This window comes from Kitasatospora kazusensis, assembly GCF_039529945.1.
Lineage (GTDB): Bacteria > Actinomycetota > Actinomycetes > Streptomycetales > Streptomycetaceae > Kitasatospora > Kitasatospora kazusensis.
The window spans coordinates 58,549-79,839 of the sequence record NZ_BAAANT010000019.1 but is presented as its reverse complement, the minus strand read 5'-3'; the positions used below and the strand labels follow the sequence as shown (position 1 = coordinate 79,839).

Genomic DNA, 21,291 nt, shown 5'->3' with positions numbered 1-21,291 from the left:
ACCAAGTGCAGCAGCTGAACCCGCAGTCCCTGCTCGACCTCGACCGGGCGCACGTCTGGCACCCGTACGGGCCGATGCCCGGCACCGCGACGCCGTACGTGGTGGAGTCCGCGTCCGGCGTCCGGCTCCGGCTCGCCTCGGAGGTCTCCGGGCACCGCGAGCTGATCGACGGCATGTCCTCCTGGTGGGCGGCGATCCACGGCTACCGGCACCCGGTACTGGACGAGGCCGTCCGGGACCAGCTGGGCCGGATGAGCCATGTGATGTTCGGCGGGCTCACCCACGAGCCCGCCGTCCGGCTCGCGGCCACGCTGGTCGAGATCACCCCGGAGCCGCTGCGGCACGTCTTCCTGGCCGACTCCGGCTCGGTGGCGGTCGAGGTCGCGATGAAGATGTGCCTGCAGTACTGGCAGTCCGTCGGACGTCCGGCCAAGCGCCGCCTGCTCACCTGGCGCGGCGGCTACCACGGGGACACCTTCCACCCGATGTCGGTGTGCGACCCCGAGGGCGGGATGCACCAGCTCTGGGGCGGGGTGCTGCCGCGGCAGCTGTTCGCGGGTGAGCCCCCGGCGGGTTTCGACGCCGAGGTGGACCCGGCGTACGCGGCCTCGCTCGCCGAGCTGGTCGAGCGGCACGCCGACGAGCTGGCCGCCGTGATCGTCGAACCGGTGGTGCAGGGCGCGGGCGGGATGCGCTTCCACTCCCCCGGCTACCTGCGGCTGCTGCGCGAGCTGTGCGACACGCACGGCGTGCTGCTGGTCTTCGACGAGATCGCCACCGGCTTCGGCCGGACGGGCGAGCTGTTCGCCGCCGGCCACGCCGGGGTTTCACCGGACGTGATGTGCCTGGGCAAGGCGCTGACCGGCGGCTACCTCACCATGGCGGCCACCCTGTGCACCTCGGAGATCGCCGACGGCATCAGCCGGGGCGAGGTCCCGGTGCTCGCCCACGGCCCGACCTTCATGGGCAACCCGTTGGCGGCGGCCGTCGCCAACGCCTCGATCGGCCTGCTGCTGGAGCAGGACTGGCAGACCGGGGTGAAGCGGATCGCGACCGGCCTGCGGGACGGGCTCGCGGACGCCGCCGCCGTCCCCGGCGTGGCGGACGTGCGGGTGCTCGGCGCGATCGGGGTCGTCCAGCTGGACCACCCGGTCGACGTACGGGCCGCGACCGAGGCCGCCGCCCGGGAGGGCGTCTGGCTCCGGCCGTTCCGCGACCTGATCTACACCATGCCGCCGTTCGTGACGGGCGACGAGGACCTCGCCCGGATCGGCGCGGCCGTGACCGCCGCGGCGGTGGCCGGATGAGCGTCCTGTTCGTCACCGGTACCGGCACCGAGGTCGGCAAGACCGTCGTGACGGCCGCCGTCGCCGCCCTCGCCGCGCGGGACGGCGGCCCGGTGGCCGTCCTGAAGCCCGGTCAGACCGGTGTGGGCCCCGAGGAGCCCGGCGACGCCGCCGAGGTCGTCCGGCTGGCGGGCGCGCCGGCGGGTGCGCTGACCACCCGGGAGCTGGCCCGCTACCCCGAACCGCTGGCCCCCGACACCGCCGCCCGGCGGTCCGGGCTGCCGCAGATCCGGCCCGAGCAGGTCGCCGAGGCCGTCGCCGAGCTCGCCTCGGACCACCGCCTGGTGCTGGTCGAGGGCGCCGGCGGGCTGCTCGTCCGCTACGACGACCAGGGGCGCACCCTCGCCGACATGGCGCGGGCGGCCATCGCGCTCGGGCTGCCCGTCCAGGTCCTGCTGGTCGCCCAGGCCGGTCTCGGCACGCTCAACACCACCGCCCTGAGCGCCGAGGCGCTGCGGGCCCGCGGCCTGCCGCTGCTCGGTGTCGTGGTCGGCTCCTGGCCGCGCGAGCCCGACCTCGCCGCGCGCTGCAACCTCGCCGACCTGCCCGCCGTCGCGGGCGCCCCGCTGCTCGGTGTCCTGCCGCAGGGCGCGGCGGCGGTCGGCGGAGCACCCTTCCGGGAGATCGCCGACGCGAGCCTGGCACCCGCGTTGGGCGGCGTCTGGGACGCTTCGGCGTTCACGGCGGCGTACCAGGTGCCGCCGCTCCGCCCGGCGACTCCGCGCCACGGGAGTTAGGGCGCGCCGGCCGACGGGGTCGGGTTTCGTTCGTCCGGAGGAGTCCGAGCACGTGTGCTCGGACTCCTCCGCGCATGGGCGCCGTGAGCACGTCCGGCGCCTCGACGGGATGCCGTACCGCCCTGCCCAGGGGCCGGCTGCCAGGCGGACCCGGCGAGGGCAGCGCTGTGCCGTTTGCGTGAAGATGCAAACAGTCCGAGCTATTCGCTCAATATCGAGCATGTACGCCAACGGGGCTTGCGCCTCCGAGATCCAGCAGGCCAGCCGCGGTTTCGAGGCGTTGCAGCCGAACCCGGCCGGGAAGCCGAGCCGGAGCCGAGGTGCGACGACATCTTGACGGCGGCCACCTCGTGCATCGAAGCTCTCCGCAAGTGATTGAAGTTGCATGATCTACCGGTCATTAGAGCAACTTCAGTCAGAAGTGGAAGGGATCCCCACACACCGTGACCAGACGCTTCTCGGCACGGCGGGCCACCTCGCTGCTCGCGACGGCCACCGTGCTCGTCTCCGGCGCCGCGCTAGGCGCAACCCCCGCGACCGCGAACGACGGCGTGACCGCCCCCGCGGCCAACTACAGCGCGTCCGCCGGCCCCAACGGGCCGATCGGCGCGCTGCCGCCGATGGGCTTCAACGACTGGGCCCGGGCCGAGTGCACGCCGCAGGCCCCGCTCGACGGCTCCAACCCGCTCGGCTACTCGTTCCAGCAGTACATGGAGGACAACGCCAAGGCGCTCTCCGACACCGGCCTGATCAAGGCGGGCTACCAGGACGTCACCGTCGACGACTGCTGGATGTACCGCAACAGCTCCGGCTACCTGCACGGCGCACTCAACTGGGGCGGTGCCACCGACGTCCGGGACACCACCCGACAGCCGGGCTTCGACTACGAGCTGACCGGGTACGGCGACTACCTGCACAGCCTGGGCGCCAGGTTCGGCATCTACGAGACCTCCGGCACCCACACCTGCTCCACCGCCACGCCGACCGCGCCCAACCTGCCCAACGGCAGCGAGTACTACGAGCAGAACGACGCCGACTCCATGGTGAGTTGGGGAGTCGACGAGCTCAAGTACGACAACTGCGGCGACGCGGAACCGGTCCGGACGCTCGACGCGCGGATGTCGGCCGACCTCGCCACGGCCGTCACGGCCGCGAACCAGGCCGGCACTCCCACGCCGAACGTGATGTTCGACATCTCCGCCCCGGCCGGTTACGGCAACGGCCCGGACAAGTCCGCCTCGATGAACTGGGTGCGCCCGCTCGGCCAGCTGTGGCGGATCGGCCCGGACATCTGGACCTACGGCGACGGCAAGGACCCCTGGAACCAGGCGATCGCCCCCGGCGGCTACAACATCGGCGCCTACCAGAGCTTCGACAACTCGGTCGAGTCGAGCCGCTACCAAGGCCCGGGCAACTGGAACGACGCCGACATGCTGCTGATCGGCGACAACGGGATGACCACCGCGGAGGAGCGCAGCCAGATGTCGCTCTTCTCCGCGCTGGCCGCGCCGCTGGTGGTCTCCACCGACGCCCGCAAGTTCGAGCCCGCCTACATCGCCGCCCACCCCGCCGAGGCGGCGCACCTGAACGCCTCGGTCGGCATCCTCGGCAACTCCGAGGTCGTCGCCGTGGACCAGGACCCGCTCGGCGCGGGCGGCTACCGCGTCTCGGGCGGCGCCGCGAACTCGAACGGCACACCGGCCGCGACCAGCGGCCTCGACGTCGTGGTCAAGCCGCTGGCGGACGGCGGCCGCGCCGTGGTCGTGCTCAACAAGGGCGCCGCGACGGCGAACTACACGCTCGACCTGGCCCAGGCCGGCTTCAACACGGCCGGCTGCCAGTACGACGTGCGCGACCTGTGGGCACACCGGAGCAGCACCTCGGCCGGTTCGGTGGCCCTGACCGTCGGTTCGCACGACAGCGCGATGCTCCGGATCTCCGCCCAGGGCGGGTGCGGCGGCACCACGCCGCGCGGCCAGATCACCGTCTCCCGCGACGACTGGAGCAAGGAGTCGCTCTGCCTGGACAACTACCGCTCCGGCACCGCGACCGCCAACCCGGTGGACGCGGCCCGCTGCACCGGCGGCTCCAACCAGCAGTGGCAGATGAACGCCGACGGCTCGGTCCAACTGCTGCAGTCCGGCACGAAGAACCTCTGCCTGACCGCGCAGAGCGGCACCACCAAGGGCACGATCAACGGCCAGCAGGGCCGGTGGGTCGGGGTCGCGGCCTGCGGCTCGGCCTCCGGCCGGCAGACCTGGACGTACAACCGGGACGGCAACCTGAAGCTCGCCGGGACCGGCTCGTGCCTGGACGTCTACGGCGGCGCCACGACGGCGAACGGCACGCCGGTCGACCTGTACGGCTGCGGTGCGGCACCGGACGCGATCCAGACCAACCAGAGCTGGGCCGCCCCGTTCAACACCCCGCCGAACGCCTGACACATCATCAACGGACAGCCTGTGCGGGCCGGTTCGACGGGACCGGCCCGCACGGGCGCGGCTGTCGGCGGTCAGCCGGCCTGCGGGGGTACCGGAGCGAGCTGCCAGACGGTGGTGCTCTTCAAGGCGGTGTCCTCCAGGTCGGCGATCACCGGCACCTCGTAGACGGCCAGGGCCGTGAACCGTCCGCGTGGGAGGTAGGCGCGGCCCGGGTCGCCGACGATCACCAGGGCTCCCCTGGCCTGCGCCCGCTCCAGGAACGGCAGGAACCGCTCGGCCATCGCCCGCTCGTAGAAGACGTCACCGGCCAGCACCAGCTCGGCGGGGGCGCCGTCGCCGTCGAGCAGGTCCTCCACCGCCGCGTCCACCCGGACACCGTTCGCCTCGGCGTTGAGCCCGATGGCCGCCACGGCGTAGGCGTCGATCTCGGCGGCCCGTACCGAGGCCGCACCGCACAGGGCGGCCGCGATGCCGACCAGTCCGGACCCCGCCGCCAGGTCGAGCACGGTCCGTCCCGCCACCAGGCCGGGGTGGTCGAGCACGTACCGGGCGACGGCCACCCCGCCGGCCCAGGCGAAGGCCCAGAACGGCGGCGGCAGTCCGACCTCCCCACGGGCCGATTCCGTCGTCTCCCAGAGCGCGATGGCGTCCTCGGCCATCTGCAGGGAGACCTCGGGGACGAAGGGAACGGGAGAGAGGCGGGTCTCGTCCCGCACAAAGGCCTTATCCGACATTACGCTTGAGTCCGGATGAAGAGTACGAATCCCGTTCGGCATGCTCGCAGCATAGCCAGTCCGTCCGGCCGTGGTGACCAGTGGTGACCGGCCGTCGAGGGCGGCCCCGCCCCGCCCGCCACTCCTGCCGCCGCGGCGGAGGCGACCGGGGAGGGCGGCGTCCGCGACCGGCATCGCTCTCGGTGACGGGGCGACACCCGGGTACGTACCGTTTCGATACCGAAGCCGTTTTGAGCTGCGGAAATGCTCGCGGCCCAGGATGCCGCCGAGTACGATCCGGCTCACGCCCTCCGGCTCCGTACCCCCGTGCCGCGACGTCTGGTGGGCCATTTCGCGGGGCAATCGGAGGTCGCCGCGCACTCGGCACCCGCGCGCCAAAGCTGTCGCGCGTACGCGGAAGGGCAGCGTTGTGGCGGATCGGCTCACCGGAGGGGACTCCTCGCTGCTGCGGAGGATCAACGCCGCGGTCACGCTGCGCGCGCTGCGTGACGGCCAGTCGCTCACCCTCACTCAACTGGTCGGCGACACCGGGCTGTCCCGGCCGACCGTCGAAGGGGTGATCGAGGGGCTGATCGAAGCCGGGCTGGTCGCCGAGGTCGAGCACGTCCAGGACAACGGCCGTCAGCGCGGGCGCCCCGCACGCTGGTTCCGCTTCCGCGCCGAGGCCGGGCACATCCTCGGGGTCGAGATCGGGGTGCACGACATCCGGGTGACGCTCGCCGACCTGGCGGGCCGCATCCTCGGCAGCGACGCCAAGGCCGTCGAGGAGACCCGGGACGCCGAAGGACGGCTGGCCTGCGCCCGGACGGCCGTCGCCGACGTACTGCGCAAGGCCGGGGTCTCCCGGGACAGCCTCTGGTCGGTCGCCGTCGGCACCCCCGGCATCGTCGACCGGGAGGGCACCGTACGGCTCGGCACCGCGATGCCCGGCTGGACGGGACTCGACCTGGGCGCGCGGCTGCGCCGCTCGTTCCGCTGCCCCGTGGTGATCGAGAACGACGCCAACCTGGCCGCGATCGCCGAACACTGGCAGGGCGCGGCGGTCGGCAAGGGCGACGTGGTCTTCGTGATGGCCGGCCTCAGCCCCGGAGCGGGCTCCCTGATCAACGGCCGCCTGCACCGTGGCTTCGGCGGCGCGGCCGGCGAGATCGGCGCCCTGCACCTGCTCGGCCAGGAGGCCACCCCCGAGCGGCTGCTCTCCACCACCGGCAAGCCGCTCGACCCGCTGGACGAGGCGGCGGTCGCCCGGGTGCTCCGGCTCGCCCGCGAGGGCGACGAGGTCGCCCAGGTGGCGATGGACCGGTTCCTGCGGCGTCTGGTGCACGACGTGGCCGCGCTGGTACTGGCGCTCGACCCCGAGCTGGTGGTGGTCGGCGGCTGGGCCGCCGGGCTGGACGGCGTCCTGGAGCCCCTGCGGGAGCAGCTTGAGCTGTACTGCCTGCGGGCCCCCGAGGTCGTCCTCGCCGCACTCGGCGAGGAGGTCGTCGCGATGGGCGCCCTGCGGGTCGCACTCGACCACGTCGAGGAACAGCTCTTCGCCGTCGACTCCCCGGGGGCGACCGCACGCTGAACGCCCCCGCTCGGGCAACCCCCGCAGGGGCGCAGCCGAACCCTACGCACACGGGCAACCCCGACAGGGGCGCGGGGAACTGCGCGCGCAACCACGCACCACGTGGTGCCCTGATCGCGCAGTTCCCCGCGCCCCTGGAGGAGCCTCGTCCTGAACGGCCTGGTTACCCCCGGAGGGTCAGGCGGTGCGCGCCGCCTCGACGGGGGTGACCTCTACCAGGCCGGTCTCGCCGAAGGTGAGCTTGCAGGTGTCGGAGCGGTAGGTGGAGACGGCGAGCGCGACGAGCCGGCCCGCGGCGGCGTACTGGGTGGTGACCACCAGGACCGGGGTGCCCGGCGGGCGCTCCAGCAGAGCGGCCTCGCCGGCTTCGGCGACGCCGAGTTCGACCGAGCGGGACTCGCCGTCGACGCCGAGGCGCTCCAGCTGGCGGAGCACCGAGCGGGCCCGGTCGCTCTCCCCCGCGCCGCCGATCAGCTGCGGGACGGCCGGGAGGTGCGGCACCGCGGAGTCGGGCACGTGCAGCGATTCCGCGGCCATGATCTGGCCCTGCACCAGGCGCAGTCGGCGGACGGTGTGCACCGTCTCCCCGGCCGGGATGCCGAGCGACTGGGCCAGCTGGGCGGAGGCGGGGGCGCTCACGCAGTCGACGCTGCGCCAGGAGGGGCTGCGGCCCGCGCTGGGCCAGCCCTCGTCGCCGCGACCGACCGGGACGCCGACCCGCGGGGCGGCGATCAGCGTGCCGATGCCGCGGCGGCGGACCAGCCGGCCCTCCAGCTCCAGCTGGTCGAGCGCCTGACGCAGGGTGGCCCGGGCGACGCCGAAGCGGGCGGCGAGCTCGCGCTCGTTGGGGAGGACCTGGCCGGTGGAGAACTCGCCGTCGATGGTGCGCACCAGGACCGTACGCAGGTGCCAGTACTTCGGCTCCGGCACCGTGGAGGCCGGCGTGGCCGGGACCGGTACCGCCATGAGTTGTCCTTGTCCCACCGTGTCCTCCACCCTGAAGGACTGCGGGCCGGCCCCGTGCCCGGTCTTGCGGCAGGTGGGAGGGGCGGGCTTTATCCGTCCTTCTTTATTAAAGGTCTTTGCAGTAAGGGACACTAGGGGGTCTCGGCGGAGATGGTCAAGACCAATGACGGAGCCGGGGCGCAGGGTGCGGCTGCTCGCACCGGCGCCGCCGGGGCGGATAGCCTGCTCCGGTGACTGTCGTGACGAGTATCAATGTGAACGGGATCCGGGCCGCCGCCAAGAAGGGCTTCATCGAGTGGCTGGCCGCCACCGAGGCCGACGTGATCTGCCTGCAGGAGGTGCGCTCCGAGCCGGAGCAGCTGCCCGCCGAGCTGCGCGACCTGCCCGGCTGGCACGCGGTCTGGGCACCGGCCGCCACGAAGGGACGGGCGGGGGTGGCCGTCCTCTCACGGCAGGCGCCGGAACGCACGGTGATCGGTTTCGGGTCGGATGAATTCGACAATTCGGGCAGATATGCGGAAATCGATCTGCCGGGGCTGACCGTCGCCAGCCTCTACCTCCCGTCCGGTGAGGTCGGCACCGAGCGCCAGGACGAGAAGGAGCGCTTCATGGCGGAGTTCCTGGTGCACCTCACCGAACTGCGCGGGCGCGCCGCCGCCGACGGGCGCGAGGTCCTGGTGTGCGGCGACTGGAACATCGCCCACCGCGAGGCCGACCTGAAGAACTGGAAGGCCAACCAGAAGTCCGCGGGCTTCCTCCCCGAGGAGCGCGCCTGGCTCACCCGGGTCTTCGACGAGGCCGGCTACGTCGACGTCGTCCGCGCCCTCCACCCGGACCAGGACGGCCCGTACTCCTGGTGGTCCTACCGCGGCCGGGCCTTCGACAACGACAGCGGCTGGCGGATCGACCTAATCGTGACAAGCTCGGGCATTTCGAACAAATGCGTGAGGGCATACGTCGAGCGAGCCGCTTCCCACGCCGGACGCTGGTCGGACCACGCGCCGGTGACAGCCGTCTTCGACATCGGGTGAACGGGCCGGTGTGCGCGAAGACCGGGCGGACCAGGTGCAGGTTGAGCTGGGTGGTGGTGTATCCGGTGCCGGCCGGCAGACGGCTCATCACCGCGCAGCCCAGCGCGGAGTCCAGCAGGGTGGCCAGGTAGCCGCCGTGCACGCTGCCCAGGGGTTCCTGCTCTCAGCGTAGGAACGGCACGTTGACAGGAGTTCACTTGACTGGGAACGACGCGCGGACCAGGCTCGGCGCCCTGCTTGTCGACGACCTCTGGCCCGGCCTGGACCGAGCCGGCCTGAACGTCGTGGAATACGACCCCGACTGGCAGTCTCCGTGCCAACTGGGGGAGCCCACCCCCGAGGGCATGATCCGGTGGAAACCCGTCCCGATGGAGCAGGCCGCGGACTTCACCGAGGTCGAGAGCGCACTCACCGGGATCGGCGCGACACTGCATCCGGATGTGCCGGCCCTCTACGGCAGCCTCTGGTGTGGCCAGGTGGACGGGTTGGAGCATTCCGGGAAGACGGTGTCGCTCTGCACCGTGTGGAACGAGGACGAGCTCCAGCGAACGGTGCATGGTCTGGCCGAACACGCGCGCCGCCGGGCGGCGGAGTTCGGCGACGACATCACCTTCCCGGTCGCCTGTACCTACGGCGACCTGTTCTTCGTGCTCGACAATGCCACCGGCAGCATCCTGCTCCAGCAGATCGGCCACCGCGGTGGCCCGAAGGTCGCGCCGTCGCTGGCGCAGTTCCTGGCGGACCTGTGACCAGCGGAACGATCTCCTGCATGTCGTGCAAGTGTCCTGGCGCCCTCCCCGCCAAGCGCCTGGCGGGCCGCGCGCCGCGCGGCACTCAACACCGTGCTGAACGCGGTCGCGCAGTCCGACTGGGCGCAGCACCTGATCCTGCGCGGCGTGGATGGTGCGAGCCGGTTCGGAGTTGGATCAGCCGTAGTGGGACGCCACTGCGGGCTGACCCGTGTAGTTGGGTCCGGCAGTCGTATCTGCGCCGAGATAGTCGAACGGGAGCCTGACGCTCCGCCGACCTCGCAGCGTCAGCAGATGCCGCCGTGGCTGATACTCGAACCCCGCCGCCCGCAGTGCGGCGAGCGCCGGCTTCGCCAGACTCCCACCGTCGGCACGGCGTAGTGAGACCGGGTCGAGCTGGGCGGCGAACAGCCCGTCGGGGCTGAGCCAACCGGCGGCTCGGCCGAGCAGGCCAAGCTTGTCGCCGAGGTAGTGCAGCCCGTGCACACAGGTGATCAGGTCATACGGTTGCTTGGGTGCCCAGTCAGCGAGCGAGGCCACGATCAGCTGGACGTTGGGCGCAACATGCCGCGGGCCAAGTGGGCCCACCAGGTCGACCCCGGTGAGAACCGTGGCGGCCGGCAGTCGGCCTGCCGCCGCCGTCAAGGCCAGTCCCGCACCGCTGCACAGGTCCAGCCACGACCCGGGCTCGGGCCGGTCGAGCAGCCACTGAGCCGGGTCGAGGCCGAGTTCACGCGCATAGCTGTTGACGCCGGTCAGGGCCCGTTCGCGGTTCATCGCCCGATTCGCCACCACCGGCGAGCGGTCCAGCTCATCGTCGCCCAGCAAGGTCACCATGTCGGACACACTATCGACTGGCGGTACGTCGAACACCGCCTGCAGAAAGTCCTCGTCGAACACTTGGCCTCATCGAACTCGCGCTCTGCGGTGCCGTTCTCGCCCGCCACAAGGGCCTCCTCCTACCGGCGCACCAATGGACGGGACCCGGCGGCCACCCGGTCTGTTCAGTACCAACTGGCCCGGGCGGGAGCCGGCCCCGCACCACCCTCACCCTGAGGCAGCCGAACAGAGGGCGACGCCTCCCGTCACGCCCGGACCGGTGCCGCCGCCTCCCCTCGTGCCTGGGGACGGAACGGCGCCGGGTCCTCGCGGCGGGCCAGTGTCGCGACCTCGTGACCGAAGCCCACGACCAACTGGCCACTCGGCGTCACGGCCAGCGCGCGAACCGACAGTGGGAACACCAGCGGTGGGCCGATCTGCCTCCCGCCGGCCAGATCCCACACGCACACCGTCCGGTCGCCGTGGCCGAGGAATGCCATCGGGCAGCCGTCGACCACAGCCGTCGCCACCACCGGCTCCGGGATGCGTTCGATCAAGGGCTCGTCGGCTTCCTGTCCCGTGGTCAGGTCCCACAGCCGCACTGCGTCCCAGCTGCTGGTGATGGCGTGGGCGCGGCCGTGCACCGTCATCGTCGCCACCGCCGGGACCGGAAAGTCGAAACTGGGCAGGAATTCGCCGACCTGCTTCCCGGCGGCCAGGTCCCACACCCGCATCGTCCGATCGTAACTGGCGGTGACCACGTGCCAGCGGCCGTCGATCTCCACCGTCGCCACCGCCGACACCGGTTCCTCGTGGCCGACCAGGGGCTCGCCGACCTGATGTCCTGTAGTCAGGTCCCACACCCGCACGGTGGCGTCGTCACCGCCGGTGAAAGCCATCGGGCGGCCGTCGACCACCGCCGTCGCCACCGCGCACACCTCGCCGGTGTGGCCGGTCAGGGGTTCGCCGACCTGCTCGCCGGTGGCCAGGTCGCACACCCGCACCGTTTCATCACTGCTGGTCAGAGCCACGGGGCGGCCGCCGATGACGGCCGTCGCCCCCATGCATCCGACCGGGAACCTACCGAGGTGCTGACCGGTGGCCAGGCCCCAGACCTGTACCGTCCCATCGCTGCTGCCGGTGACGGCCACCGGGTGGCCGTCCAGTACGGCCGTCGACACGGCCGCCACCGGAGCAGCGGGGGGCTCGCCGATCTGCTGACCGGTGGCCAGGTCCCAGGCTTGAACCGCCCAGTCCCCGTCGTCGATGAGGGCCACCGGGCAGCCGTCCAGCACCGCCGCCGCCACTACGGACACCGGGCCGGTGCGGTGCCGGTCGACGTGCTCACCGGTTGCGAGGTCCCACACCTGTACCAGCCCGAGGCTACAGGCCATCACCATGGGGCGGCCGTCGAGTACGGACGTCGCCAGGGAGGTCACCGGGCCGTCGTTGCCAACGGGCCACTGGGCCAGCTGCCGACCGTCCGTCAGGTCCCATACTCGTACGGTCCGATCGGTGCCGGCCGTGACGGCCACCGGACGACCGTCGAGCACCGTTGTCACCATCACCCAGATCGCCCGGGTATGGCCGGTGAGGGGCGCGCCGATCTGCTCACCGGTCGCGAGGTCCCACACCCTGACGGCTCCGTCGTCCCCGCCGGTGACCGCGACCGGGCGGCCGTCGACCACGGCCGTCGCCAACGACCATGCCTCACTGGTGGGGTCGGCCAGGGGGCGGCCGACCTGCCGGCCAGTGGCCAGGTCCCACACCCGGACCGTCCGGTCATCGTTGCCGGCGACCACCACGGACCGGTCGCCCAGCATCGCGGTCGCCACCGCGGACGCCGTGCGGGGGTAGCCGGTGAGGGGCGCGCCGATCTGCTCACCGGTCGCGAGGTCCCACGCCCTGACGGCTCCGTCGTCCCCGCCGGTGACCGCCACTGGGCGGCCGTCCAGCAACGTCGTCGCCATCGCCGACACCTTGTGGGTGTGGCCGGTCATGGGTTGCCGGCCGACCTTCTGGCCGGTCACCGGATCCCGTACCGTCACCTTCCCGCTGGAGTGGCCGGTGACAGCCAGGGTGCGGCCGTCCACGACCAGCGTCGCCATCGCCGTCGTCCGATCCGGGTAGTCGTCCCGGGTCCGCCGGTACCGCGGGTCGAGCTCGGAGCCGCTGGACCACTCGACGCCCCACTGCCCGGCAGGCTCGCCCTCCACCGCTGTCGCGGCGATCCGCGCGGACAACTCCCGCTCCCCGTAACGGGCTGCGTCCAGCGCCAGCAACTGCCGCCGCACGCCCGCACCGGCCCTGCGATGCAGCTCCGCCGACACCCGGTACACCGCCGCCCCCACCCGCGCGGCCGGGCTGGACGCCACGTCGAGCAGCGCGATCACCCGCTCCGGGTCCGCGGTCACCAGAAACGTCGGGTCCGCCAACCACTCGTCGGCTGCGGTAGTTTGCGTCGTGGTCGGCGTGGTGGCCGACGTCGAAGGCAACATGGATCCGTCCTTTGAGGTGAGCGAAGGTGGCCGTGCGGGAGGCAGGGTGCCGTGAGGTGCGGGGCCGGGCTTCCTCGACGGGGGCGGCGAGGTGGTCCCGTGCCGTGCGTGGTCGGGTGAGCGGCGCGGCCTGCCCGGCCCAGAGTTTGAGGCGGTCGAGGAGTCCCGCGGCGATGACCGGGACCGAGACGGCGTCGACGACCTGCGGGACGAGGGAGAACATCCCGACCAGGGACTCCATGCGGGTACGGGCCGGCGCTCGGCCGACGGACATGTCCGCTCCTTCGTTCGGGCCCCTCGCGACGGCAGGCACGCCGCCCGGTCGGGCAGCCGGCCGACCAGCGCTCCACCAGGAGCGGCCCTGCAGCCAGGTACTGGGTGATCCGGCCTCCTGAGTGCCGCAGAGCTTCGGCAAGCCGCCCGTCACCCTGGGAAGGCTCCGCGGCCCACCGTAGCTCCTCGTCACTGAATCGGTCGGAGACGCTGATACACCGTCCGGCAAGCAGTTCCCGCACCTGGGCGTGATGGTCTGCGTCTGAAGAAGTCGAATGGGCGGTCAACCGCCAATAGTGCTCCTTCGACAACGTACCCAATACCGGCACTGGCCCGTTGCCATCCGCCAGAAGCCGGCGAAGCTCTTCGCCTACGCGCTCGCCACGGTCTCCGTCCAGGTAGAGCTGCGACTCGTTCAGCCACTGCACTGTGTAGGGATCCAGACGGCTGGTGCCGATCACGGCAAGGAACCGTTCGGGCGACGGCGCGGCCAAGGGGCCGCACCTGTCGTTCCCCAGCACGGCATGTGCGTCGCGGATCACTCCCCAGCCCGGTGACTCCTGCTTGCCGGTCTTCTTCAGCCGAAGCTGGATCTTCCGACCGTTCTCCTGGGGGTAGGAGAAGCAGGTCAGTACCTCGTTGAGCGAGATCTCCATGAAGATGTCGAAGGCGCTGACGGCGTCCTTCATCGCGGCGGCGTGGAGCATCCACTCGTAGTTGTGGGGCCAGAGCCCGTCGACCCGATGGTGGGACCAGTTGCTCGGTGTGCTTCCAGTCCTCGAACGCCCGCGTGACCGCCCCGCTGTCCTCATTCCACCCCATGCCGGAAGCTCAGAAGGTCAGCTCTGGTCCTCTCAGCCGGTTTTGAGAGACCGTGGCGTCACCAGAGCTCGGTGGAGGCGGCATCAGCGACCGACCAGCTGCGCTAGAGCGCCGACGAGCACGCAGCTCGCCGAACAGGGCGCCCACGCCGAGCTGATGGCAGCCCCCGACGGCGGCTACCGAGCCTGCTACCTCCTCCAGGCCCGCCAGTACACCACCGACATCGCGGGCCAACGCCTCGCCTCCGATGTCCCTGCACACCAACCGAACTGACGCCGCCACCACTTGCGACACCGCAGTCATACCTTCCCGGTGGGGAGCCGACCTTGGTCCGCATCGCCAACTTCAACGCCTACAAGCTCGAACTCAGCGATCGCGACACCGATAGCTGGAGGGGCCCGCGTCACTGCCATTCAAGAGGTGGCGCCCGACATCCTGGCTCTCCAAGAGGTCCTCGTCGAAGATCCTCGCCCCCCCGATGCGCCCGGCTTTGGGAACTGCCCACGCGTGCAGTCGGGTTGGTCCACACTGGGGTGGTCTTCGACGCAGGGGCGGACGACCGCAGACAGGGGATGACCCGATGACCGAGCAGCCGTTCAAGCCCGTACAGGCACCGGCCGGGAACGGCGGCGCGCCCGCCACCAGCGCCGCGATCAAGGCGGCCGTCGAATTCGTCCTCAAGGCCAAGGCGAACGAGATCGGGTCGTGGTGCGCGAGGGCGAGGGCGGCGAAGGCGCTGGAGGTCACACTGGCCCACGTCTCCGCCGGACCGCGGCGCGCCCAGTGGGTGCTGGTGCTCCAGGCCCTGATCACGGCTCGGGGACAGGCGGTGCTCGCGGCCCTGAGGGCCCTGGCCGGAGCGGCCGGGCTGGACGCGGCCGTGGCCACCGGGCTCATGGAGATCCAGAAGGTCCGGCACGGCCTCACCATGGCCGACGTGACCGGGCCGGGTGACACCCCGCCGACCCTGCCGCCGGGCACCGTCACCTACATCGAGGGGTTCGTCTACAACACCCCCTTCTACCGGGCCGTCGTCAAGGCACTGGCGGACCTCCAGGCGGAGATCGCCTCCTACGCCCAGCGGCCGACCGTCCTCGAACCGCTCATCCTGGACATCCACCAGGAGCTGGACGCCGACGCCGCGCTGCTCTCCACCACCGTCCAGGCGGCCGACGCCGCCCTTCAGCAGGTCGGCACGCTGAACCTGGGGCCGTTCCTGACCCTGCTGACCGGACCTCTGGTCCTCTGCCGCAAGAACGCGGCCGACGTGCTGCTGCTGGTCACACCCGATCAGGTGATCACGGACGTGGGCACCGGTCTGGTCACCAACTGCACCTACACGCTGGAGCAGCAGAAGCAGCTGATCGCCACAGCCAGGTCGTCGGCAGCCACCACCTGCTCCACCGCGCAGTCCTCGCTCCGCAGCTGCGTGCTCCAGCTGGATCCGGGCTTCCTCCAGGCGCTCGCCCCGCTGGGGCAGGTGGCCGCGGGGTCCCAGCAGGCCTGCCTGACCCTGCTGAACACCTACCAGAAGCCGTGGCTGCTCTGCCTCGCCGCGCTGGCCCCGGCCCAGATCACCCTGCTGCTCGACCGGTGCTGCCGCCAGGTGGTGCAGCAGCAGCTCACCAAGCGGGTGAAGCCGACCGAGGCCGGACTGCTCTCCATGGCCGTCCAGGTGCTCGTCGACGACACCGTGGACTGGGACGTGGCCTGCGGCCGCCTGGGCAAACTCGCCTACCAGGACGTCGCGCTGCCGCCCGGCGTCCAGGCGACCGGCTGGACCGCCGTCGGCCAGTGCTGGCTGCCGAACGGGTTCAGCACCGCCTCGCTGGAGACCGACCCGCTCTGCCTCAAGCACACGGTCGAGGACCTGGGGGCGGACCCGACGCCCGCCAAGGCGGCCGCGTACTTCGCGGACCTGGTCACCGCCTGCCAGACGGCCTGCGCCGGGTGGCGCTCGGCCGGCAAGCCGGCCACCTACGTCGCCCCACCGATCGCCCTGAACGGCGCCAGCTGGAACATCCGCGTCAAGAACTACCTCGGGCAGCCCCAGGTCTTCCACGTGGACAGCGGCTACCAGAAGTCGCCCTGGGTGAAGCGAGTGGTCTGAGCGGCCCGCCGGGCGGCCCCGTCGGTGCCGGTCCCCGTCCGGCGCGCCGGGTGGAGGCCGGAGGCCCGGCAGCCGGTCAACTCCAGGACCACTTCGCTGAAGAGGGCTTTGCCCCAGCCGAACCAGGCCCGGGTGCAGGTGTGCTGGTCGTCGGAGTGGAAGCTCTCGTGGATCGATCCCGTGCCGGCGTCGGTGTGGGCCAGCAGGCGGGCCAGCCGGAGCCGTTCGTCGGCGTCCCGGCTGGTCAGCGCCTGCATCACCAGCGCCGGCGGCCAGATGTACCGGGGCGGGGTGTGCGGGCTGCCGACGCCGGACGCCTCGCGACCGCGGTAATGACCCGCGCCACCAGCGGCTGGTCAGCGTGCTGATCACACTGCTGCGCCGTGCCTGCCCACCCGACCCGGGTGGCCACGGAGGGGCCTACAAGCTGCGTCTTCTGCCGAGTGAGGCCGAGGACCTCGGCGGTCTCCCGCTCATTGATAGGGCTCTCTGAATCTCCTCACCTGGTGCTCTGAGGTTGGCCAAAGATGCTCCGGTGATCTCCCCACCCATCGTGGTCCAGGCGGCCGCCGCAGCGGTCGTGGTGGCGCAAGCGGCCGCGCCGGTGGATCCGGTGGCGTGTCCGCGGGAGCGGGCAGCGCTGCTTGCCGAGCTGGACGAAGTGCGGGGCGCCGGCTCGATCACGGACGCCGAGTAGGAGACGGCGCGGGCACAGGCCTTGCCCGGTGAACCCAAGATCGACATCCACGTCCTGCCGACGTTCAGCCGCCTCGCCACCCACTGGGCCAGCACGCGTACTGCATTCGTCGCGCGCGGCAAGGAGACCGTACTCCGTCTGCCGGTCGGGCACCGCCGCACCGGCGATGGTTGGGAGCCGTACGCCCGGAACTTCACTACCCAGGTGATTGATGCTTGCAAGATGGAAGCCATCGACCTGGGCGACAACGACACACTGGCCAGCATGAGCGGCTCTGTCCGCGCCGTTATCCCTGCCCCTACGGAGCACCCCCTCGGCAAAGGCACTGGCACTCGCTTCAACCTTTGCCTCGCCAATCACATCAAGTCAGTGACTGCCGGCCTGGGCCCACAGCAAGTCAGTTACACAGGCTCCGATACGGAACGGGAGCGCCGTGGCCGTGACGGGAAGACGGACGTGCACCTGGCCCGGCGCGGGACCGCCGCGCGGAATCGCGAGCGAGACCGCGACCGTGTCCGCCGTGGCCTTGCCGGCTCGGCGGACGCCCTCCGGGGCCGACACGACGGCCGTGCAGTGCAGCCATCGTGTTCCGTCGGCCGACTCCACTTCCCGAAGGCGGACCTGTCGCATGGCGCCGCCCAGCAGGAGATGCTCGGCCTTCTCCCGACCACGCTCCAGACGGAGCTCTCGCAACGGACGGAGGTCCCCGCCCAGGAGGACGATCCGCGTGACGTGCCGCAGGAACAGGAGCGCGCTGTCGGTCCAGCCGGAGAGCCAGCGGCTGATGTCACCGACCGTCAGTGAACCGTCCTCGAACGGCACTCGGAGGACCGTCCACTCCGGTCCGACGAAACCGGACGGTGTCCTCAGCCCCGCCACTGCAGTGACCGTCGAGTTGCCGAACCGGACGTCGTAGTGGCCGCTGTGGATCTCCAGCAGCGGCGAGATCGCCCGAAGGGTCATCAGACCGATCCCGAACCGGCCGGTGCTCTCCGCATCCTCCTCCTTGGTTGTGAGCCAAGGCATCGCGAGCGCGAGGACATCGGGCAGCCGCACCGGAGCACCGTTGTGAGCCAGCAGCAGTTCGCCCTGCTGCAAGAGGATCCGCACCTCGCTCGCGCCGAGGTCCTCTGCGTTCTGGACTACCTCCGACAAACCCTGCAGGTCATCGTCCGAGAGATGAGCAGCTTGGTCACTCGACCGGGCCAACACATGCCGAACGGCTCCGCGCAACGCCGCGAACCGCTCCCCGAGGCGAGTCACTGCTGCTCTGGCCGCAGCGCGATCCGCCGGCTCGGGAACGGCTAGGCCGGCTTCCTCCCCGTACTCGTCGAAGAGCCGGTCGGCTGCCGCGATGGCCACTGTTGTCGAGTCGATCTCCGTCACGACACACATGCTAGGGAGGTCATCTGACACTGCATCTGACGGGCCGGTACGCCTGACGACTGATGGAGCCGAGCAGGCGCGCCTGGCAATCGCGGCCAGCTACCAGGGGCGGCGGGGTGCCGGAGTCGGTTGGACGCGGCCACGGCCGGTGAGTGGCACCTGATGTCCGGCAGCAATGAGGGTCTATCGGCCCCGTTCAGCCCGAATCCTGTGGGGCTCGGAAAGTCGTCGCTGCTGGTCAGGCTGCATATCGGTACTCGTTGATGACGCCGCCGAGAACGCGGGTGCGCAGGAGTCTGTGGCCTTCGAGGTCGTGTGCGGTGGTGGTCTGCTCGTGGGCGTCGGGTGGTAGCTGGTCGCGGACGCGATGGGGTCGGTGCTCGTTGCCGTGCCGCTGATAGGCAGCCGGGACCTGCCGGGCGTGGGCCTCGTTCAGGCGTACCTCCCGACCCGGGGTCCAGGTAGGACAGGCCCGGCTCGGCTTCCCCCACCCAGCCCGCGTCGGCCTGCGGCGGGATCACGTAGCCCAGGTGCTGCAGGCTGTAGAGCACGTTCATCGCGCAGCGCTTCGCGCCGTCCTCGTTGCCGGTAATCAGGCAGCCGCCCACCCAGCCGTAATGGGCCTACTGCCCGGCCTCGTTGAGGATCGACGAGCAGGCGGACAGCCTCTCGATCGCCTTCTTCATGACCGAGGAGTTGTTCCCCAGCCAGATCGGCGGAACGCTCTGGCGCCCTACCTGACCTGCGGCGTTGTAGCTGTGAATTCGGGAATTCGCCGACGTGTACGCAAGAGCCGAGTCCGTGTAGCGGCGTGAGGCACCCGCTGCACAACCCGCCCCCAGCCGTAGCAGCGCTACTCGACCGACCTCACACGGAACCGATGAGCCTGGACGCCCGGCGACTGCCGGCGCAGTGGCGGGCGGGCACCGAGGTCGACGTGATGCGGGCGGTGGCGTCGTACGTCCGCCGCCCCGAAAGCGCCCGGGCGACCAGTTCGGCATGACCTCGATCGCGAATGGTGACCGCGACTCCCCTGGCCAAGTGGCGCCTCGGCCCCGGCCGGCGGCACCCCACGGGACCGGTTCCGGCGGTCCAGGTGCCGGCCAGGTACTGCCTGCGCGTCCTCGCCGGCCAGGAGACGGCCCGTCAGGAGTCCGACTCCCCACTCCTTCGGATCACACCCCGTGTCACTCCGGTTGGCCCGGCATCGACAACCGGCATCCGCGGGATGCATCCCACCCTCGGCGCGCACGAGTCCCGCCGACGGCTGTCGTCGGCGGGGCTCGTGCGTCAGGTCAGTGCAGGATCGCGTGGGTGATCGCGCAGGAGTTGGTGTCGTTCGACCAGCTGGCCTGCTCGGTGAAGGTGCCGGCGGTGCCCATGGTCACGTTCGCCGCACCGCCCGGCTGGCCCTTGGCTATCCAGGCGCACTCGTCCGAGTTCTCCTCGCCCGAGCTTGCGTTGGTCCAGCCGCCCGCCGGGAACTGGTCCGACATCATCTCGTGCCACTCGTGGCCCAGGGTCATCGTCCAACCGTCCAGCGTTCCGGGCGAGTTGGCGAATCCGACGCCACAACTGGCGCCCATGTCGGTGTTGTAGGGCTGGTTGCTGAAGGCCAGCGGGCCGTAGGGGGAGGTCACCGCGCCGCCGGTCAGCGTGCTGTCGCCCGTGTAGTCGTGCCAGGCGCAGTAGTTGTTGAAGTAGCCGTCCGGGTTGGCGCCGTGCGGGGAGAGGATGACGTAGTACGTGTGCCGGTTGGAGGCGGCGGTGGTGTTGCCGAAGTGCGCGGCCGCCTTGACCGCCTCCTGCCCGAGCTGGTGGCCGGTCGCGGAGCTCGGCGAGGCCGCCGAGTTGTCGTACCAGACGCCGGAGAGCACGCCGCCGGTCTGGTAGGGCACGAAGCTGCCGTTGGACGGACAGCTGGTCGCACCCGCCGCCACGGCACCGTCGCACCACTGGGTCAGGTCGGCGGACCACTTCTCACCGCCGGTGCCTATGCCCTTGAACATCTGCTGGGTGGGCGAGGCGACGTGCGAGGGGTCCTTCGAGAAGGTGGCGTTGCCGTGGCTGTCGGTGCTCTTGGTGCCCCACTGGTTGCCGTAGAAGACCAGGTACACCTTGGAGTGCCCGTCGTTGACGCCGACGCCGCCGGTGCCACCGCCGTAGCTGAGGGTGTTCGCGCTGGTCGCCGCCTGGTGGGCGCGGTTCTGGGCGGCCTGCTGGACCGTCGTCATGACGCCGTGCCGCACGGTGGACGTGGTCGAGCCGGCGCTCGCGGGGACCAGCGCCGAGGCCTGGGGCACGATGGCCAGCGCCGTACCGGCCGCCAGGGCGAGGGCGGCGGCACCAGTGAGCGTGGCACGGGAGGTACGACGGAGCATGGAGTGACCCATGGTGGGGGAGTTCCTCTCTCGATGGGGCCGCGCCGCTCGGGTAGGCGGAGCGGTCGAGCAGGTGGAACGAGAGCGGTGAAGAAGCGCCGAAGGCCCGGTCGGTGGTGCGAGTCGTTGCACCTGACCTCACCAACTGCCTTGTGGGGTAAAAGTGGTGACCTTGGCCCCGAGTAGGGAGCCGCGCCGTACTCCGAGGAAAGCAGACCTGTCAGGAGACCGTCAATCCTGTGAACATCTATTGTTCGCCCGCCCCCGCACGACAACTCCCTTCACTCGTTCGAGTCTCACTCCGTGTCACTCCGTTCGACCCCGTACCGCCGCACCCAACCTTCCGCCTACGAACAGCCCTTCTCCCTGAACGTTCGCAGACGTTGGAAGCACCGCCCATGCTCGACGAAGTCGTCCGCGCCGTCATCCGCCCCGCCATCGGGGTCGCCCCGGTGGGGAACTCGCCGGAGGAGTACTGCCTCGGGCCCCGCGTACCACTTCGCCGACGGCACCTTCATGGGCAAGGAGGTGTACCTCGGCGAGCTGCGCACCGACGAGGAGGGCCGGCTGCTGGTGCTCGGCGGCTTCGGCGCATCCGCCTCCTACGACGGGCAGCCGGTCATCACCTTCGCCAACAACGAGGGCTGGCACGACGACACCGGCGACGGACCGGTCACCGCCACGGTCTCGGTCGGCGGCCGCGAGCTCCCGGTGGACCCGGCCTGAGTGGT

The 21,291-nt window shown here is 71.2% G+C and carries 16 protein-coding genes and 3 pseudogenes; 10 read left to right on the top strand and 9 right to left on the bottom strand.

Annotated elements, in window-relative coordinates:
* The first annotated feature begins 5 nt into the window (after positions 1-5).
* The 3 genes from ABD330_RS17970 to ABD330_RS17960 all read left to right on the top strand — a co-directional run bounded on the left by ABD330_RS17970 (position 6) and on the right by ABD330_RS17960 (position 4,524).
* Complete coding sequence (locus ABD330_RS17970) at positions 6-1,307, top strand: adenosylmethionine--8-amino-7-oxononanoate transaminase (RefSeq protein ID WP_425555565.1); 1,302 nt, start codon at positions 6-8, stop codon at positions 1,305-1,307.
* Positions 1,304-2,083, top strand: coding sequence for a dethiobiotin synthase (bioD, locus tag ABD330_RS17965; protein ID WP_344466175.1), 780 nt, complete (start codon positions 1,304-1,306; stop codon positions 2,081-2,083). The genes ABD330_RS17970 and bioD overlap by 4 nt, the downstream gene beginning before the upstream one ends.
* A 443-nt stretch (positions 2,084-2,526) precedes the next feature.
* Positions 2,527-4,524 carry a ricin-type beta-trefoil lectin domain protein gene (locus ABD330_RS17960; protein ID WP_344466173.1) on the top strand — a complete coding sequence of 666 codons (1,998 nt, stop codon included), beginning with the start codon at positions 2,527-2,529 and terminating at the stop codon, positions 4,522-4,524.
* Positions 4,525-4,595: 71 nt separating this feature from the next.
* On the opposite strand, the gene ABD330_RS17955 is transcribed toward ABD330_RS17960, so the two are convergent.
* Positions 4,596-5,240 carry a class I SAM-dependent methyltransferase gene (locus ABD330_RS17955; protein ID WP_344466171.1) on the bottom strand — a complete coding sequence of 215 codons (645 nt, stop codon included), beginning with the start codon at positions 5,238-5,240 and terminating at the stop codon, positions 4,596-4,598.
* Between the two features lie 277 nt (positions 5,241-5,517).
* On the opposite strand from ABD330_RS17955, the gene ABD330_RS17950 reads away from it, so the two are divergent.
* A complete protein-coding gene (locus ABD330_RS17950) occupies positions 5,518-6,828 on the top strand; it encodes an ROK family protein (RefSeq protein WP_425555564.1) in 1,311 nt (436 codons plus the stop codon).
* A gap of 177 nt (positions 6,829-7,005) precedes the next feature.
* On the opposite strand, the gene ABD330_RS17945 is transcribed toward ABD330_RS17950, so the two are convergent.
* Positions 7,006-7,794: a GntR family transcriptional regulator gene (locus tag ABD330_RS17945; protein ID WP_344466167.1), complete on the bottom strand. Its 789-nt coding sequence runs from the start codon at positions 7,792-7,794 to the stop codon at positions 7,006-7,008.
* A gap of 230 nt (positions 7,795-8,024) precedes the next feature.
* On the opposite strand from ABD330_RS17945, the gene ABD330_RS17940 reads away from it, so the two are divergent.
* Positions 8,025-8,825: an exodeoxyribonuclease III gene (locus tag ABD330_RS17940; RefSeq protein WP_344466165.1), complete on the top strand. Its 801-nt coding sequence runs from the start codon at positions 8,025-8,027 to the stop codon at positions 8,823-8,825.
* Between the two features lie 42 nt (positions 8,826-8,867).
* Here the strand turns inward: ABD330_RS17940 and ABD330_RS17935 are convergent.
* A pseudogene (locus tag ABD330_RS17935) lies at positions 8,868-8,979 on the bottom strand (PaaI family thioesterase); the annotation flags it as partial.
* Between the two features lie 43 nt (positions 8,980-9,022).
* On the opposite strand from ABD330_RS17935, the gene ABD330_RS17930 reads away from it, so the two are divergent.
* Positions 9,023-9,574 carry a SecY-interacting protein Syd gene (locus tag ABD330_RS17930; RefSeq protein ID WP_344466163.1) on the top strand — a complete coding sequence of 184 codons (552 nt, stop codon included), beginning with the start codon at positions 9,023-9,025 and terminating at the stop codon, positions 9,572-9,574.
* A gap of 177 nt (positions 9,575-9,751) precedes the next feature.
* Here ABD330_RS17930 and ABD330_RS17925 read toward each other — a convergent pair whose 3' ends face one another.
* Complete coding sequence (locus ABD330_RS17925) at positions 9,752-10,474, bottom strand: methyltransferase domain-containing protein (protein WP_344466160.1); 723 nt, start codon at positions 10,472-10,474, stop codon at positions 9,752-9,754.
* Positions 10,475-10,659: 185 nt separating this feature from the next.
* Positions 10,660-12,891 carry a WD40 repeat domain-containing protein gene (locus tag ABD330_RS17920; RefSeq protein ID WP_344466158.1) on the bottom strand — a complete coding sequence of 744 codons (2,232 nt, stop codon included), beginning with the start codon at positions 12,889-12,891 and terminating at the stop codon, positions 10,660-10,662.
* Positions 12,892-14,566: 1,675 nt separating this feature from the next.
* Here ABD330_RS17920 and ABD330_RS17915 point away from each other — a divergent pair.
* Positions 14,567-16,096: a hypothetical protein gene (locus tag ABD330_RS17915; protein ID WP_344466156.1), complete on the top strand. Its 1,530-nt coding sequence runs from the start codon at positions 14,567-14,569 to the stop codon at positions 16,094-16,096.
* Here ABD330_RS17915 and ABD330_RS17910 read toward each other — a convergent pair.
* Positions 16,060-16,416 (bottom strand): annotated as a pseudogene (locus tag ABD330_RS17910) (glycoside hydrolase family 125 protein); the annotation flags it as partial. The gene ABD330_RS17915 and the pseudogene ABD330_RS17910 overlap by 37 nt on opposite strands.
* 215 nt (positions 16,417-16,631) lie before the next feature.
* Between ABD330_RS17910 and ABD330_RS17905 the strand changes: the two are divergent.
* Complete coding sequence (locus ABD330_RS17905) at positions 16,632-16,793, top strand: hypothetical protein (protein WP_344466154.1); 162 nt, start codon at positions 16,632-16,634, stop codon at positions 16,791-16,793.
* Positions 16,794-17,159: 366 nt separating this feature from the next.
* On the opposite strand, the gene ABD330_RS17900 is transcribed toward ABD330_RS17905, so the two are convergent.
* Positions 17,160-18,179 (bottom strand): sacsin N-terminal ATP-binding-like domain-containing protein, encoded by a 1,020-nt coding sequence (locus ABD330_RS17900; protein WP_344466152.1) that lies wholly within the window; start codon positions 18,177-18,179, stop codon positions 17,160-17,162.
* Positions 18,180-18,619: 440 nt separating this feature from the next.
* Positions 18,620-18,895: pseudogene (locus tag ABD330_RS17895) on the bottom strand (flavodoxin family protein); the annotation flags it as partial.
* A 164-nt stretch (positions 18,896-19,059) separates the two neighbouring features.
* Here ABD330_RS17895 and ABD330_RS17890 point away from each other — a divergent pair.
* A complete protein-coding gene (locus ABD330_RS17890) occupies positions 19,060-19,182 on the top strand; it encodes a hypothetical protein (protein ID WP_344466257.1) in 123 nt (40 codons plus the stop codon).
* A gap of 292 nt (positions 19,183-19,474) precedes the next feature.
* Here the strand turns inward: ABD330_RS17890 and ABD330_RS17885 are convergent, their stop codons facing one another.
* Entirely contained in the window at positions 19,475-20,560 is a 1,086-nt protein-coding gene (locus ABD330_RS17885; protein WP_344466150.1) for a hypothetical protein, read from the bottom strand.
* Between the two features lie 303 nt (positions 20,561-20,863).
* On the opposite strand from ABD330_RS17885, the gene ABD330_RS17880 reads away from it, so the two are divergent.
* The gene (locus ABD330_RS17880) at positions 20,864-21,286 is read left to right on the top strand and encodes a LodA/GoxA family CTQ-dependent oxidase (RefSeq protein ID WP_344466148.1); all 423 of its coding nucleotides are present in this window, start codon (positions 20,864-20,866) and stop codon (positions 21,284-21,286) included.
* Positions 21,287-21,291 lie beyond the last annotated feature (5 nt).

Bases quoted from the DNA above. Each gene is read 5' to 3' on its own strand.
- ABD330_RS17945 (WP_344466167.1), bottom strand. From the start codon at position 7,794: ATGGCGGTACCGGTCCCGGCCACGCCGGCCTCCACGGTGCCGGAGCCG.
- ABD330_RS17915 (WP_344466156.1), top strand. From the start codon at position 14,567: ATGACCGAGCAGCCGTTCAAGCCCGTACAGGCACCGGCCGGGAACGGC.
- ABD330_RS17920 (WP_344466158.1), bottom strand. From the start codon at position 12,891: ATGTTGCCTTCGACGTCGGCCACCACGCCGACCACGACGCAAACTACC.
- bioD (WP_344466175.1), top strand. From the start codon at position 1,304: ATGAGCGTCCTGTTCGTCACCGGTACCGGCACCGAGGTCGGCAAGACC.
- ABD330_RS17950 (WP_425555564.1), top strand. From the start codon at position 5,518: ATGCCGCCGAGTACGATCCGGCTCACGCCCTCCGGCTCCGTACCCCCG.
- ABD330_RS17890 (WP_344466257.1), top strand. From the start codon at position 19,060: ATGAGCCTGGACGCCCGGCGACTGCCGGCGCAGTGGCGGGCGGGCACC.
- ABD330_RS17885 (WP_344466150.1), bottom strand. From the start codon at position 20,560: ATGCTCCGTCGTACCTCCCGTGCCACGCTCACTGGTGCCGCCGCCCTC.